Origin of the sequence: uncultured Xylophilus sp., from assembly GCA_913776965.1 — a bacterium.
In the GTDB taxonomy this organism is placed as follows: Bacteria; Pseudomonadota; Gammaproteobacteria; order Burkholderiales; family Burkholderiaceae_C; genus Xylophilus.
Genome location: CAJYQL010000019.1, coordinates 40,858 through 54,374, shown reverse-complemented (window position 1 = coordinate 54,374; position 13,517 = coordinate 40,858). Strand labels below are relative to the sequence as shown.

General features: G+C 70.7%; 13 protein-coding genes, 1 other RNA gene and 1 riboswitch. Of the genes, 6 read left to right on the top strand and 8 right to left on the bottom strand.

What is annotated here, in order from left to right; all coding sequences use genetic code 11:
• Nucleotides 1–133 precede the first annotated feature (133 nt).
• Genes QZ500_RS02605 through QZ500_RS02590 form a run of 4 tightly spaced genes read right to left on the bottom strand, consistent with a single transcriptional unit; the run spans nucleotide 134 to nucleotide 4,771 of the window.
• Nucleotides 134–1,006 (bottom strand): helical backbone metal receptor, encoded by an 873-nt coding sequence (locus tag QZ500_RS02605; RefSeq protein ID WP_295850414.1) that lies wholly within the window; start codon nucleotides 1,004–1,006, stop codon nucleotides 134–136.
• Complete coding sequence (locus tag QZ500_RS02600; RefSeq protein WP_295850412.1) at nucleotides 1,003–1,590, bottom strand: bifunctional adenosylcobinamide kinase/adenosylcobinamide-phosphate guanylyltransferase; 588 nt, start codon at nucleotides 1,588–1,590, stop codon at nucleotides 1,003–1,005. The genes QZ500_RS02605 and QZ500_RS02600 overlap by 4 nt, the downstream gene beginning before the upstream one ends.
• Nucleotides 1,587–2,927, bottom strand: coding sequence for a cobyrinate a,c-diamide synthase (locus QZ500_RS02595; protein ID WP_295850409.1), 1,341 nt, complete (start codon nucleotides 2,925–2,927; stop codon nucleotides 1,587–1,589). Before QZ500_RS02595 ends, QZ500_RS02600 begins: the two co-directional genes overlap by 4 nt.
• Nucleotides 2,924–4,771, bottom strand: a complete 1,848-nt coding sequence (locus tag QZ500_RS02590) for a TonB-dependent receptor (RefSeq protein ID WP_295850407.1) — start codon at nucleotides 4,769–4,771, stop codon at nucleotides 2,924–2,926. Before QZ500_RS02590 ends, QZ500_RS02595 begins: the two co-directional genes overlap by 4 nt.
• A 78-nt stretch (nucleotides 4,772–4,849) precedes the next feature.
• Nucleotides 4,850–5,080, bottom strand: a riboswitch (cobalamin riboswitch).
• Between the two features lie 74 nt (nucleotides 5,081–5,154).
• On the opposite strand from QZ500_RS02590, the gene QZ500_RS02585 reads away from it, so the two are divergent.
• The 3 genes from QZ500_RS02585 to ssrS all read left to right on the top strand — a co-directional run bounded on the left by QZ500_RS02585 (nucleotide 5,155) and on the right by ssrS (nucleotide 5,942).
• Nucleotides 5,155–5,406, top strand: coding sequence for a DUF904 domain-containing protein (locus QZ500_RS02585; protein WP_295850404.1), 252 nt, complete (start codon nucleotides 5,155–5,157; stop codon nucleotides 5,404–5,406).
• Complete coding sequence (locus QZ500_RS02580; protein ID WP_295850401.1) at nucleotides 5,403–5,720, top strand: cell division protein ZapA; 318 nt, start codon at nucleotides 5,403–5,405, stop codon at nucleotides 5,718–5,720. The genes QZ500_RS02585 and QZ500_RS02580 overlap by 4 nt, the downstream gene beginning before the upstream one ends.
• Nucleotides 5,721–5,761: 41 nt before the next feature.
• A non-coding RNA gene (gene ssrS, locus QZ500_RS02575) (6S RNA) lies at nucleotides 5,762–5,942 on the top strand.
• A gap of 93 nt (nucleotides 5,943–6,035) precedes the next feature.
• On the opposite strand, the gene QZ500_RS02570 is transcribed toward ssrS, so the two are convergent.
• Nucleotides 6,036–6,614, bottom strand: a complete 579-nt coding sequence (locus QZ500_RS02570; protein WP_295850399.1) for a hypothetical protein — start codon at nucleotides 6,612–6,614, stop codon at nucleotides 6,036–6,038.
• 236 nt (nucleotides 6,615–6,850) lie between these two features.
• On the opposite strand from QZ500_RS02570, the gene QZ500_RS02565 reads away from it, so the two are divergent.
• The 3 genes from QZ500_RS02565 (at nucleotide 6,851) to QZ500_RS02555 (ending at nucleotide 8,099) form a co-directional block, all read left to right on the top strand.
• Nucleotides 6,851–7,045 carry a hypothetical protein gene (locus QZ500_RS02565; protein ID WP_295850396.1) on the top strand — a complete coding sequence of 65 codons (195 nt, stop codon included), beginning with the start codon at nucleotides 6,851–6,853 and terminating at the stop codon, nucleotides 7,043–7,045.
• Nucleotides 7,046–7,055: 10 nt separating this feature from the next.
• Nucleotides 7,056–7,199: a hypothetical protein gene (locus QZ500_RS02560; protein ID WP_295850394.1), complete on the top strand. Its 144-nt coding sequence runs from the start codon at nucleotides 7,056–7,058 to the stop codon at nucleotides 7,197–7,199.
• An 87-nt stretch (nucleotides 7,200–7,286) separates the two neighbouring features.
• Complete coding sequence (locus QZ500_RS02555) at nucleotides 7,287–8,099, top strand: sulfite exporter TauE/SafE family protein (protein ID WP_295850392.1); 813 nt, start codon at nucleotides 7,287–7,289, stop codon at nucleotides 8,097–8,099.
• 33 nt (nucleotides 8,100–8,132) lie between these two features.
• Here the strand turns inward: QZ500_RS02555 and QZ500_RS02550 are convergent, their stop codons facing one another.
• From QZ500_RS02550 to QZ500_RS02540, 3 genes are all read right to left on the bottom strand, one after another.
• Nucleotides 8,133–10,556 (bottom strand): EAL domain-containing protein, encoded by a 2,424-nt coding sequence (locus QZ500_RS02550; RefSeq protein WP_295850389.1) that lies wholly within the window; start codon nucleotides 10,554–10,556, stop codon nucleotides 8,133–8,135.
• On the bottom strand, nucleotides 10,553–11,821 hold the full coding sequence (locus tag QZ500_RS02545) for an HD-GYP domain-containing protein (protein WP_295850386.1): 1,269 nt from the start codon (nucleotides 11,819–11,821) through the stop codon (nucleotides 10,553–10,555). The genes QZ500_RS02550 and QZ500_RS02545 overlap by 4 nt, the downstream gene beginning before the upstream one ends.
• Before the next feature lie 134 nt (nucleotides 11,822–11,955).
• On the bottom strand, nucleotides 11,956–13,497 hold the full coding sequence (locus QZ500_RS02540) for a malonyl-CoA synthase (protein ID WP_295850383.1): 1,542 nt from the start codon (nucleotides 13,495–13,497) through the stop codon (nucleotides 11,956–11,958).
• Nucleotides 13,498–13,517 lie beyond the last annotated feature (20 nt).

Sequence of the window (13,517 nt, the reverse complement as noted above, 5' to 3'; positions counted from 1 at the left end):
TCCCGCACGGCGGCCAGGCTCTCGATCCCGGTGCTGCCTATCGCCGCGCCCAGCGCCAGCAGCGCCGCGCCGAGCACCAGCAGCCCGGCGCCGAGCGCAGCCGCGCGGCCGGTCCGCGCCGGCGCGGCGACGCTCACGGCGCCTTCTCCGCCAGGCAGCGCGCCATGATGCGGGCCGCCTCGGCCATGCGCGGGCCGGGCCGCACCACCACGTCGGATTCGTCCGGGCCGAAGACGCAGGTGCGGCCGGTGCGCATCGCCCGCAGCCCCTGCCAGCCGGGATACGCCACCATCGCCTGCATGCTCCGGTTGCCGACCATGATCACGTCCGGATCGGCGCGCACCACGTATTCCGGGTTGAGCCGGGGGAACGGCCCGAGCGTGGCGGGCACCACGTTCTGCGCCCCGAGCCGCGCCAGCGTCTCGCCGATGAAGGACGAGGCCCCCGCCGCGTACGGCCCGCGGCTGACCTCGAAGTACACCCGCGTCGGCGGGCGGCGCGCCGGCAGCGACTGGGCCGCCGCCTGCACCGCCGCGTCGATGGTGCGCCAGAGCCGCGCCGCGCCCTCGTCCGGCACCTGCAGGAGCCGCGCCACCGTTTCCAGCACCCGGCGCACGTCGGCATGGCTCTTCGGCTCCAGCGCGACCACCTTGATGCCCAGCGCCTCCAGCCGCTCGCTGGCGCGCGAGGACACCGCGAGCAGCACCACGTCGGGCTTCAACGCGACGATGGCCTCGATGTTCGGATCGATGCCGCCGCCCACCTGCGGCAGGCGGCGTACGCTCTCCGGAAAGTTGGAATACCGGTCCACCCCCACCAGCCGACTGCACTGCTCGAGCGCACACACGCTTTCGGTCAGCGACGGCAGCAGGCTGACGATGCGCTGCGGCGGCTGGGCGAAGGCGATGGTGCGCCCGCGACCGTCGACGATGTCGGCGGCCTGCGCCAGACCGCAGGCTGCGGCCAGCAGCAGGGCGCCGGCTAAGCGCAGCAGGCGGCGGCTCATGGTGCGTCCTTCAGCGTCAGCGGCAGGCCGGCCGCCATCAGCGTGACTCGGTGGCAGGCCGCCGCCATCCGCTGGTTCAGCAGCCCGAGCGCATCGACGAAGGCCCGCGTCTCGCGGCCCATCGGCACGACGCCCAGCCCGATCTCGTTGGACACCAGCACCACCGGCCCGGGCGCGGACTCGATTGCTATCGAAAGCAGAGCTACCCGCGCTTGCTGCGCCTGCGCAGAAGCCGGATTTGCATCCGCAACCTCGGCGTCGGCCATGCTGCAGTTCGACAGCCAGAGCGTCAGGCAGTCGGCGACCACCAGCACGCCCGGCCGGCTCGCCTCGGTGATCGCTTCGGCCAGTCGCAGCGGCTCCTCGACGGTGCGCATCCCCGGCAGCCGCGCCGCACGGTCGGCCCGGTGGCGGTCGATGCGGGCGCGCATCTCGTCGTCCCACGGCTGGGCGGTGGCGACGAAGACCGCGCCGTGGTCGGGCGACGCTGCCAGCCAGCGTTCGGCCAGCATCTCGGCGCGGCGCGACTTGCCGCTCTTCTGGCCGCCGAGCACCAGTTCGCTGCGGGCGACGATCGGCGTCATGGCGCGCCTCCGAAGAGAGCGGCGGTGGCCTGTGGCGACGACGGGAACCAGGCGTGGAAATAGCTCGCCTGCACCGGACCCTGCCGGTAGAGCGCTTCGCCCGCGTCCGCGGCGACCGGCGCCTCCGGCCGCGCGGTGCGGGCGACCGCGGCCAGCGGCGTGTCGGCAGTCGAGTAGTGGAAGGTGTGGCCGCGCAGCGTGCCCGCCGGCAGTTCCAGCCGCTGCGGCCCCAGCGCCGCGAGCCGCCGCTGCATCGTGACGGTGCCCGGCAGCAGTCCCCAGGCGCGGTGGGCGGCCCCTGCCGCATCGACGATCGTGTCCATCAGCGCCATCATGCCGCCGCATTCCGCCCAGACCGGCCGGCCGGCCGCGATGTGGGCTGCCAGCCCGGCGCGGGTGGTGCGGGCCGCGGCCAGGGCCGGCAGGTGCAGTTCCGGATAGCCGCCGGGCAGCCAGACCGCGTCGCAGTCGGGTAGGGGCGCGTCGGCCAGCGGCGAGAAGAAGACCGTCTCGGCGCCCAAGGACCGCAGGCAGTCGAGGTTGGCGCCGTAGAGGAAGCAGAAGGCGGCGTCGCGGGCGACGGCGATGCGCCGGCCGCGCAGCAGCGGCGGCAGTGCCGTGACCGGCGCCGTGTCGGCCGCACCGAAATCGACCGACCAGCGCTGCAGCCCGGCGCTGTCGAGGCGGCCGAGCGGCGTCGCCGCCAGAGCGTCGGCGGCAGCGTCGAGCCGCGCCAGCGCATCGGCCTGCGGCAGATCCGCGACCAGCCCGAGGTGCCGCTCGGGCAGCGCCCACGCCGCGCCGCGTGGCAGCGCGCCCAGCCAGTCGCCGGCGTCGCGCAGTCCGGCCTGCAACATGCCGGCATGCCGCTCGGTCGCCACCCGGTTGGCCAGCACGCCGGCCCAGGGCAGCTCCGGCCGGTAGTGTTTCAGGCCGAAGGCGAGCGCGCCGAAGGTGCCGGCCATCGCCTGGGCGTCGATCACCGCCAGCACCGGCAGCTCGAACCGGGCCGCGATGTCGGCCGCGCTCGGCGTGCCGTCGAACAGGCCCATCGCCCCCTCGACGACCAGCAGGTCGGCGTCCGCTGCCGCGGCGCGCAGCCGGGCGGCGCAGTCGGCCTCGCCGGTCATCCAGAGGTCGAGCGCATCGACCGGCGCGCCGCTGGCGGTCGCCAGCCAGAACGGATCGAGAAAGTCCGGTCCGCACTTGAAGGCCCGCACCCGCCGGCCGGCGCGGCCATGCAGCCGCGCCATGGCCGCCGCTACTGTCGTCTTGCCCTGCCCCGACGCAGGCGCCGCGACCAGCACGGCCGGGCATCGGACGCGGCCGTCGTTCACAGCGGCTGCCACTTCACCCCGAGGTAGAACACCCGGCCCGGCGTCGCGTAGGTCCGTGCCAGCTCGTACTGCTTGTCGGCGAGGTTGTCGACCCGTGCGAGCAGCGTGAAGTCGCGGGCGATGCGGGTGCTGGCGTACAGGTTCAGCAGCGTGTAGCCGCCCAGGCGGCGGGTATTGGCGCCGTCGTCCCAGCGGTAGCCCGACAGTTGCGCATCGGCGCCGATGTTCCAGCCGCCGACGCGGGTGTCGGCGCCGAGCGTGGCGTGGCGGCGCGCACGCCGCGCGAGCTGGCGGCCGGTGTCGAGGTCCTTCGGGTCCTGCAGGTCCAACGAACCGCGCAGCGCCACGTCGCCCACGCGGTGGCTGCCCGACAGCGTCAGGCCGGCGTATTCGGCGCGGGCCACGTTGCGGTAGCAGCCCTGGTTCTGCGCCGGCGGGCACTGCGACGCCGAAGCGAAGGTGATCAGGTTCTCCACGCGGTTGCGGTAGACGACGACGCCGGCGCTGCTCGGGCCCTGGGTCCAGCGCAGGCCGGCCTCGACGTTGCGGCTGCTTTCCGGCGCCAGCGATGCGGTGCCGTACTGGCTGAAGCGCTGGTAGAGCGTCGGCGCGCGGAAGGCGGTGGCCGCCGACGCGGTCGCGCGCCACTGCGGCGTGGCCGCGAAGCCGTAGGCCGCGCTGCCGGTGCTCTTGCCGCCGAACTCGCTGTCGTCGTCGTGCCGGGCATTGAGTTGCAGCGTGTGCCGGCCGGCATTCAGGCCGTAGCCGAGCGCCAGTGCGTTCTGATGACGCTCGCGGTCGAGTGCCACCGGCCGCTCCAGCGGATTGCGCAGCCGGTCCTCGCGCCGCTCCAGCGCGGCGGTGAACAGGTGCGGGCCGGTGCGGTATTCGTTCTGGAACAGGTAGTTGCGCAGCCGGGTGTTGGTGATGTAGGCCGACGGCGTGGTCTCGTACCGGCTGTCGGCATCGGTCACCTGCAGCCGCGTACGGTAGGCGTCGGTCCACTGCGCGGCCCACGACAGGCCGCCGGTGCGCAGCCGGTGCAGGTTGCGGTCGTCGGCGCGCAGGCTGCTGTCGTACTGCGAATTCAGGTCGTTGGCGAGCAGCGTGCCCTCCAGGCGGTGCCGGCGGTTGACCTGGAAGCCGAGCCGGGCGTTCGCCGACGTGCTGCGGTAACCGTCGCGGTCGGGGTTCTGCCCGGCGATCGGGCGGATGTTGAAACCCTTGCTCTCCTCGTGCGCGATGCCGAGCGCGTAGTCGAACACGTTGTCGGTGCCGGTCGCGCCGCTGATCGCGGCTTCCGCGCGGCGCGTGCCGTGGGTGCCGAAACCGACGCCGACCGACGGCGCGACGCCGGGCTCGCCGCGTTTGGTGAAGAGCTGGATCACGCCGCCGATCGCGTCCGATCCGTACACCGCGGCGGCCGGGCCGCGCAGCACCTCGATCCGGTCGATCTGCGCGAGCGGAATCTGCTCCCATTGCGCGCCGCCGGTGGACTGCGAATCGACCCGCACGCCGTCGATGTAGACGGCGGTGAAGCGCGATTCGGCCCCGCGCAGGAACACGCTGCTGGCATTGCCCGGCCCGCCGTTGCGCGAGATCTCGATGCCGGGCAGCCGCGCGAGCACATCGGCCACGCCGACAGCGCCGCTGCGCTCGATCGTGTCGCGGTCGACGATCGACACGTCGGCCACCAGGTCGGCGAGCGGTTGCGCGACACGCGTGGCGGTCACCACGGTTTCGCCGAGTTGCGGGGTCGCCGCCGTCTGGGCGTGCGCGGGGAAGGCGCTGGCGAGCGCCAGCGAAAGAACGGCCAGGGGCAGGCCGGAAATGGAACGTTGCATCGGAAAGAGATCGCAGGAGCGTCCTTGAGCGACCTCCCCGCCGCTCTGGACCACAAGCCGGGCGCCGCCACAGGGACGACGCACGGCAACCTCGTTGGCCGGTATCCGGGCTGGGCGGAAACGGCATCCGTCGCCTTCCCAGAGTGTGCCTGCGGCGCAGCTCCAGTGGCTGTGTGAGGGATGCGGAACCTTGCGGTTCTTCCACCGACCGTTGCGGGGGCAGCGCAGGTCGGGCATGACGCCCTCCTGCTTCCCGTTGAACTGCATCCCGTGAACCGGCATGCGAGCACCAACCGGCGGATTCTAAGCGAGCGCTTTCCGCGACGCGGCCGCCCGGCGCGGCCGCCGGAAGGCGATCACCCCACCCTACAATCGGCGGCTCCATGGCATCCGCGCTCCCCCACCCCATCGACCAGGTCGCAGAACGCGTCGAGCGCCTGCTCGCACGGCACGCCGATCTGCAGCGTGCCCATGCGGCGCTCGTCCAGGAAGCCGCCGCACTGGCGCTTGAACGCGACGATCTGCGGGCCCGCCTCGACACCGCACGCGACCGCGTGGACGCGCTGATCGCGCGCCTGCCGGCCGGCAGCGAGGCGCATGCATTCGACGAAGCGGAAAGCCGGGCATCAGCATGAAGCAGCTGGAAGTACAGATCATGGGGCAGAGCTATCTGCTCGGTTGCCCCGAAGGCGGCGAGGAACGGCTGCGGGCCGCCGTGGCCCGGGTCCACGACACGATGACCCGCATCCGCGACGCCGGCAAGGTGCGGGCACGCGACCGTATCGCGGTGCTGACGGCACTCAACCTGGCCTTCGACGTGAGCGACCGGCCAGCGGGCGCCGCGGCGCCCGCTGCATCGTCTGCGGCAGGGCCCGACGATGCCCGCTGGGCCGATCTGGTACAGCGGCTCGACGACGCGCTGCAGGACGACGCAGGTCGCGCGCTGTAACGTTCGGCTCGCACGCTGTAGCGCCCGTCGGCGTAGAATGACGGCGTCTGCGGTGCTCGCCGGGCTTTATATTTCCTTGAACCAATGCTCTCTGAGCACGGACTAGGTACATCGCCAGCTGAGCGTGATCGTCTCGCGTCAGATGAACCCAACGGCTGGCTGCCCTGGCCCACCTGAACCCCCGGTTCAGGATGCCGGTCCGGTGGCACTCGCAGGCACCTTCTTCGGGATGACGGCTTTGCCGGCATCCCATAAAAAAACGGCAACCTTTCGGTTGCCGTTTTCGTTTTGGCGAGCGTCGGGTGTCGGACAGAATCAGCGTCCGCCAGCGCCTCCCGCGGCGGCACCGGCTGCCCCGCCGGCCGCACCGGCACCGGTCCCGCCTCCGATGCCCGCACCGGCTCCTGCGCCGACACCCGCGCCCACGCCCGTGCCTCCGATCGTGCCGGTAGCCCCCACGCCCCCCGTGCCCATCGCACCGGCACCGGTGGGGCTACCCAAGGTGCTACCCGGCACAGCCGCACCGCCGATGGGCGTACTCAGTCCCGAGGCTGCGCCGGTAGCGCCGATGCCGCTGGCAGCGCCCACGCCGGTCGTCGTGCCGGTGCCGGTCGCATCGCGCATTGCGTTGCCCGGCGTCGCCGGCAAGGTGCTGGTCGTACCGGTGCTGCCGACACCCAGCGCACCGCCTGCGCGTGCCCGGTCATTGGCCGTGGTCCCGCCGATCGCCTGGCCCTGCAGGCTGTTCGTGCCGCCGATGGTCGACGTCGTGGACGTGCTGTTGGACATGCCGAGCGACGACTGCGCGGCGGCGGGGAGCGCCGTGCACGCCAGCGTAAGGGCGACCGCCGCAGCGATACCGGAAGAAGTACGGAAGACTGAAGAACGTTGCATGAGAACTCCTTGATGGGTGAAGAGAGATGCGGCCAGAACTGACCCCTTGGCTATCAAACTTATTCCTTTGAGCCGCGCAGGGCCCGCAAGCCGCCGGGCTTGCTGGACGTAGGACCGATCCGTCGCCGTCGCTGCCGCGTACCGTTCCTGTAGGCCAAAGCTGCATTCGAGAAAGGGTTGCGTCCGCCACGGCTCGGACAGCGTCGGCTCTTAGCATTGATCAACAGGAGCACGACATGAACACGCCGATCCGACACAAGCCTGCCCCGACCCAACTCGGTCAGTACGAAGCATTGGAAACCTCGGACCGCGCGCAGATGGCTGCCAAACGCCGCCCATCGGCGAGCGGCCGACATCAACAAGGTCGCACACCGGGTCTCGGCATTCGCCGCATGACGGCGGCCGTTCCCTCCCCTTCCGCATCGATGTGAGGAGCGCACCATGTCCAAGACCCGCACCCACGAATCGGAAGGCAAGCCGAAGCCGCGGTATCTGAAGCGTATGCGGCAACGCGAAGCCATGCAGCAGTACCGCGGACCGGACTATCCGCTGCCGGACCCACCCGCCTGGAAGCCGCTGGGCTAAGTCGCTCCTGCAAGCGGCCGCAGGCGCCGCTACACTGCCGCCTTCCGGAGGCGCCGCCTCCCCTGACGGCACACGACGGGACTTGCGATGCTCGACATTCTTCTGGTCGCCGAATTGGCGACACTGGGCATCGTCGCCGGCTTTCTGGCCGGACTACTCGGCATCGGCGGCGGCATGATCATGGTGCCGTTCATTACCGCCATGCTCGGCCATCGCGGCGTGCCTGCCGACCTGGCCGTCAAGATGGCCATCGCTACGTCGATGGCGACCATCGTCTTCACCTCCGCCTCCAGCGTGCGCGCGCATCACCGGCGGGGCGCCGTGCGCTGGGACATCTTTCGGCATCTCGCGCCCGGCATCGTCCTCGGCAGCCTGGTCGCGAGTGCGGGCGTATTCGCCCTGCTCAAAGGTCGGCCGCTGGCGATCTTCTTCGGCCTGTTCGTCGGCTTCTCTGCCACCCGCATGCTCCTGGCATCGGCCGCCACACCCGACCGGAGGATGCCGGGGATGGCCGGACTGTGGGCCGCCGGCGGCGGCATCGGATTCCTCTCGGGACTGGTCGGCGCCGGCGGCGGTTTCATCAGCGTGCCGTTCATGACCCGGCGCAACGTGCCGATCCACGCCGCCGTCGCCACCAGCGCGGCGCTCGGCTTCCCGATCGCGCTCGCCAACGTGGTGGGGTACGTGGCGAGCGGCCTGCAGGTGGACGGTCTGCCGCCCGCGTCGGTCGGCTATGTCTGGTTGCCGGCACTGGCGGTCATCGCGGTCTTCAGCATGCTGCTGGCGCCGCTCGGCGCGCGGGCGGCCCATGCGCTGCCGGTAGCGAAGCTCAAGCGTATCTTCGGCTGCCTGCTCTACCTGCTGGCGGCCTACATGCTGTGGAAAGGCATCACCGGCTGAAAGCGCCCTGCGGGGCTGCGCCCACGGCCCGCATCAGCCGCGCATGAACGGCGGCTCGTGGCGCAGCCGCTGCGTCATTTCGGCGGCCGGCAGGCCGGGCGCGCACAGGAATCCCTGGAAATGGTCGCAGTGCAGGGTGCGCAGGCATTCGCGCTGGGCCGCCGTTTCCACGCCTTCCGCGACCATCTCGACCCGCAGGGCGCGGCCCATGCTGGTCATCGCGGTGACGATCGCCAGGTCGCTCTCGTCGTGCGGCAGTCCGCGGACGAAGGACTGGTCGATCTTCAGCCGGTGGATCGGAAATTTCTTTAGGTACGCCAGGCTGGAATAGCCGGTGCCGAAATCGTCGATGGCGAGCTGCACGCCGATCGCCGCCAGCGCATGCAGCCGCTCGAGCACTTCGTCCGCATCCTGGATCAGGATAGTCTCGGTCAATTCCAGCTCCAGCAGATGCGGCGCCAGCCCCGAGATGCGGATGCCGGCGGCCACGCGTTCGATGAAATCGGCCTGCCGGAACTGCAGCGCCGACACGTTGACCGACACCCGCACCGGCGTCCCGGCCAGCTGCCATTGGGCCGCCTGCCGCACCGCCTCCTCCAGCACCCAGGCGCCGATGGTGACGATGAAGCCCGACTCTTCCGCGAGCGGGATGAACACGCCGGGCGATACCGGACCCATCGCCTCGTCGGTCCAGCGAATCAGCGCCTCCACCCCGATCAGCCGGCCGGTGGCCAGTTCGATCTGCGGCTGGTAGTGCAATTCGAAGCGGCGCTGGTCCATCGCCTCGCGCATCGCATGCTCCATCCGCATACGCGACAGCAGATCGACCTTCATGTCGGGCTGGTAGAAGCGGTAGCTGCCGCGGCCCCGCTCCTTGACCCGGAACATCGCCGTGTCGGCATGGCGGATCAGGTCGTCGAGCGAATGGCCGTCGCGCGGATGCAGCGCGATGCCGATGCTGCTGCTGACCGAAAACCGCAGGTCGTCGAGCGCGAACGGCTGCGCCAGCGCCTGCTGGACCCGCTGGGCCACGTGCTCCGCGGATAGGGCATCGGCGTTGTGCAGGTGCACCACGAATTCGTCGCCGCCCACCCGGCACAGCGTGTCGGCCAGCCGCAGGCAGGCCTTGACCCGCTCCGCCACATGGACCAGCACCCGGTCGCCGAACTGGTGGCCGAGGGAATCGTTGATGTTCTTGAAGCGGTCCAGGTCGATGAACAGGATCGCGAACGGCTGCTGTGCGTCGCCGCGCTGCTGCTGCAGTACCCGCTCGACGCGGCGCGCCAGCAACAGGCGGTTGGGCAAGCCGGTCAGGGTGTCGCTGTACGCCAGTTCCTCGATGCGCTGCTGCGCGGCGCGCTGGGCCGACAGGTCGCGGAAGAAGCCGATGCTCTGCAGCATCTCCCCCGCAGTGCCGTAGAGCACCACCCACGACAGCCGCACCGGGCAGGTCGACCCGTCGCCGCGGCGGTGCCAGACCTCCCCGTCCCACAGACCGGACGTCTGCCAGCATTTCTGGATGTCGGTGAACAGCCGGCCGGCGTCGCGGTCCTCGAACAGGTCCACCGCGTGCGTGCCGACCAGCGCGTCGCCCTCCTGGCGCGCGAGACGGCGGCAGGCCGGGTTGACCGCCACGATGCGGTGCTGCGCATCGGCGATGAAGACGGCGTCGGGGCTGGATTCGAACACCTTGGCCGCCAGCCGCAGACCGTTCTCGGCGGCGAGCCGGTCGGTCACGTCCCGGAACGAGAACACCCGGCCGATCACCCGGCCGCGGCTGAACTGGGGCGTGGACAGCCGCTGCAGCGTGCGGCCCGAGCGCAGCAGCAGCACGTCGGTGGCTTCCGGCTCGGAATTCTTCAGCAGCAGGTCGAGACGGGCGCGGTAGCCCTCCGGATCGACCACCTGCCGCTCCAACTGGGCATGCACGGCCGCGTCGTCGCGTTGTATCAGCAGTTCCTTCGGCACGTCCCAAAGCTGGGCGAAGCGGCGGTTGAAGGCCCGGATCGCACCGCTCAGGCTGCACACCAGGATGCCGTCGGCGGTGGACTCGAGCGTGGCGCGCAGTTCGGCGACCAGCGTCTCCAGTTCCTCCTCGCTGGCCTGCTGCCGGCTGCGGTCCACCGCCCCGACCAGCCAGTGGCGCGGCGGAGCGCCGTCGCCGGCAGGCCGCACACGCCGCTCGACCGCGATGGTGCCCCCCCCGGGCTTCGAGAGACGCGTATCGGAATGCAGTTCGCCCGCCGTCCCGGCCGACACCTCGGCCCAGAACGCGCGGTCTTCCGGTGCGCCGAACACATCGGTCACCGGCCGCCCACATACCGTGTCCGCTTCCGTCCCCATCAGGGTCTGGGCTGCGCGGTTGCATTCGACGATACGCAGATCCGCCGCATCGACGATCCAGACCGCCTCCAGCAGTCCGTCGATGCCCACCCGGGGCACGGCGGACTCGGTCACACGATCTCCCCTACATAGACCGCGCGCTCGAAGTAGTAGCAGACGCGGGTCCGCGGCGACAGGTAGTCGAGCGCCGCCTTCGGCAGCTGGGCCGGGCGCAGGCTGCGGCGGATGCCCAGATCCGGCCGGCCTTCCAGGTCCATCACCAGGGCATCGACCGCCGGCACAGCCGGATCGTGCACGATGATCCGCGGCCGCAGCGGCCGGGCCGGATTGACCGACACGACCAGCGCGAAGCGCTCGTCCACGAGTTGCACGATCGAGCCGGGCGGGTAGACGCCCATCATCCGGATGAAGGCGCTGAGCACCGTCGGATCGAAGCGCGCCTTCATCTGCGCGAAGATCGCCGACAGCGCCTCGTGCGGTGTCACCGCGACCGCATGGCGCGCCGGGTTGCACAGGTTGTCGTAGCGGTTGACCAGCGACAGGATCTTGCCGCACAGCGCCATGCGTTCGCCGGTCAGCCGCAGCGGGAAGCCGCTGCCGTCCACCATCTCGTGGTGCTCGGCGATGCCGGCCACCGCTTCGGCACCCAGGCCCATGCGGCGCGCGATCCCGACGCCGCGCGGCACATGCTCCTGGTACAGCCGCATTTCGGCCGCGCTGAAACTGTCTTCGCAAACGCGGAAACGGTCCGGCAGCTCGCTCTTGCCGACGTCGTGCAGCAGCGCCGCCAGGCCCAGTTGTTCAAGCGGGCCCCTTTCCATGCCGAGCGCCTGGCCGAGCAGCAGCGACACCGCCATCACGTTGACCGGATGCTGGGCGCTGCGTTCGCCCACGCTCTCCGACAGCAGCCGGATCACCGATTCGCCGTTGTCGATGAGTTCCTCGACGCATCGGCCGACCAGCTCCTCGCTCGCTTGGCGCGCCAGCATCGGCTTGTGGAGCACGTCTTCCGCGACGCGGCGGTAACCGCGGGCCACGTCGGTGAACTGGCGCTCGCACGCAGCCAGCTGCTCGCGCTGGGCGGCGAGCAGCTCGGCCTTGCGGGCGCGGGCCTCGGCTTCGGGGTCGTCGGGAGGAGCAGCTACGGCCGGTGCGGCGAGCGTTTCGCGCTCCATCGCGGCCGGCTCGGGATCGCTGCGGTCCGGGAAGTACCGCACCGTCTGCAGGCCGAGCGACCGGATCGTCTGCAACTGATCGTCCGTCGTGATCTTGAAACTGTTGCGTGGAAACGGATGGTCCATCCATCCGAGATCCAGCCGCACGAACATCCCCTTGCGCAGCAAGTGGACCTCGATCGGCAGTGAGGAACCTTCGTCCATGAGAGAGCGGGCGTGTGATGCGCGACTGTATGCAAGCAGCAACAACTTTAGCCTAGTTGTGACCCATGTTACGGCGCGCACGGACAGCGCTGTCACCCGCGGTAACGACGCGGTATTTCGGCCACAAAACGTCGTTATGTCGTGGGGGCGACGAACAGGTCGGCGTATTGCGTGCGAAGCAGATTCTTCTGGACCTTGCCCATCGCGTTGCGCGGCAGGTCGGCGACGACGAAGCAGCGCTTCGGCAGCTTGAAGTTGGCGAGCCGCGGCCGCAGGGCGGCGAGCACGCCGTCGGGATCGACCGCGGCACCGGGCCGGGCCACGATCACCGCGACGCCCACTTCGCCGAAGTCCGGATGCGGCACGCCGACCACCGCCGTTTCGGCCACACCCGGCAGTTCGTTGGCCGCCGACTCGATCTCCGCCGGGTAGACGTTGTAGCCGCCGCTGATGATCAGATCCTTGCTGCGCCCGACGATCGTCAGATAGCCGTCGGCGTCGAACCGGCCGACATCCCCGGTGCGGAAATATCCGTCGGCGGTGAACTCCTCGCGGGTCTTCTCCGGCATGCGCCAGTAGCCGGAGAACACGTTCGGCCCCTGCACCTCGACGCCGCCCGTCTCGCCGACCGGCACCGGCCGGCCGTCGTCGCCCACCACCCGCACCGACACGCCGGGCAGCGGAAAGCCGACCGTCCCGCCGCGGCGTTCGCCGTCCTCGGGCCGGCAGGGGTTGGAGGTGAGCATCGCCGTCTCGCTCATGCCGTAGCGCTCGAGGATGGTGTGCCCGGTGCGGGCCTGCCAGTCGCGGAAGGTCTCGATCAGCAGCGGTGCGGAGCCGGAGACGAAGAGCCGCATGTTCCGGACGGCGTGGCGGTCCAGGCCCGGCTCCTGCAGCAGGCGGACGTAGAGCGTCGGCACGCCCATGAAGACGGTGGCGTCCGGCAGCCGCGCGACGACCCGGGCGGCGTCGAACTTCGACATCCAGATCATCCGGCTGCCGTTGAGCAGTGCCCCGTGCAGCGCGACGAACAGGCCGTGGACGTGGAAGATCGGCAGCGCATGGATCAGAACGTCGCCCGGCTGCCAGTCCCAGTAGGTCTTCAGCACCTGCGCATTGCTCAGGAGGTTGCCGTGGCTGAGCATCGCGCCCTTGCTGCGGCCGGTGGTGCCGCTGGTGTAGAGGATGGCGGCGAGGTCGTCGGCGCTGCGCTGTGCCGGCGCGTGTTGGTCCGGCATCGGCGCGGCCGCGTCGAGCAGGCTGCCGGTGCGGTCGTCGTTGAGCGTGAGCAGATGCCGGCAGCCGGCGGCCGACGCGACCTCGGCCATCCAGCCGGCGTTGCGCGAGGCACAGACGATCAGCTCCGGCTCCGCATTGCCGATGAAGTAGGCGATCTCCGCCTGCTGGTAGGCGGTGTTGAGCGGCAGGAAGACATAGCCAGCCCGCAGCGTCGCGAGGTAGAGCAGTGCCGCCTCGACCGACTTCTCCACCTGCACCGCCACCCGCGCGCCGGCCGCGAGCTGGAGCGACGCCAGCAGGTTGGCGATGCGGGCCGTGGTCCGTTCGATGTCGTCCCAGGTGTAGGTCAGGCCGCTGTCGGTTTCGATTGCCGTGGCGGCGGAGTCCCGGGGGAAGGCGGCGCGCAGCGCGCAGAAGAGGTTGTCGTTGGAAGCCATGGGAAGAAAACGCTTGTCTC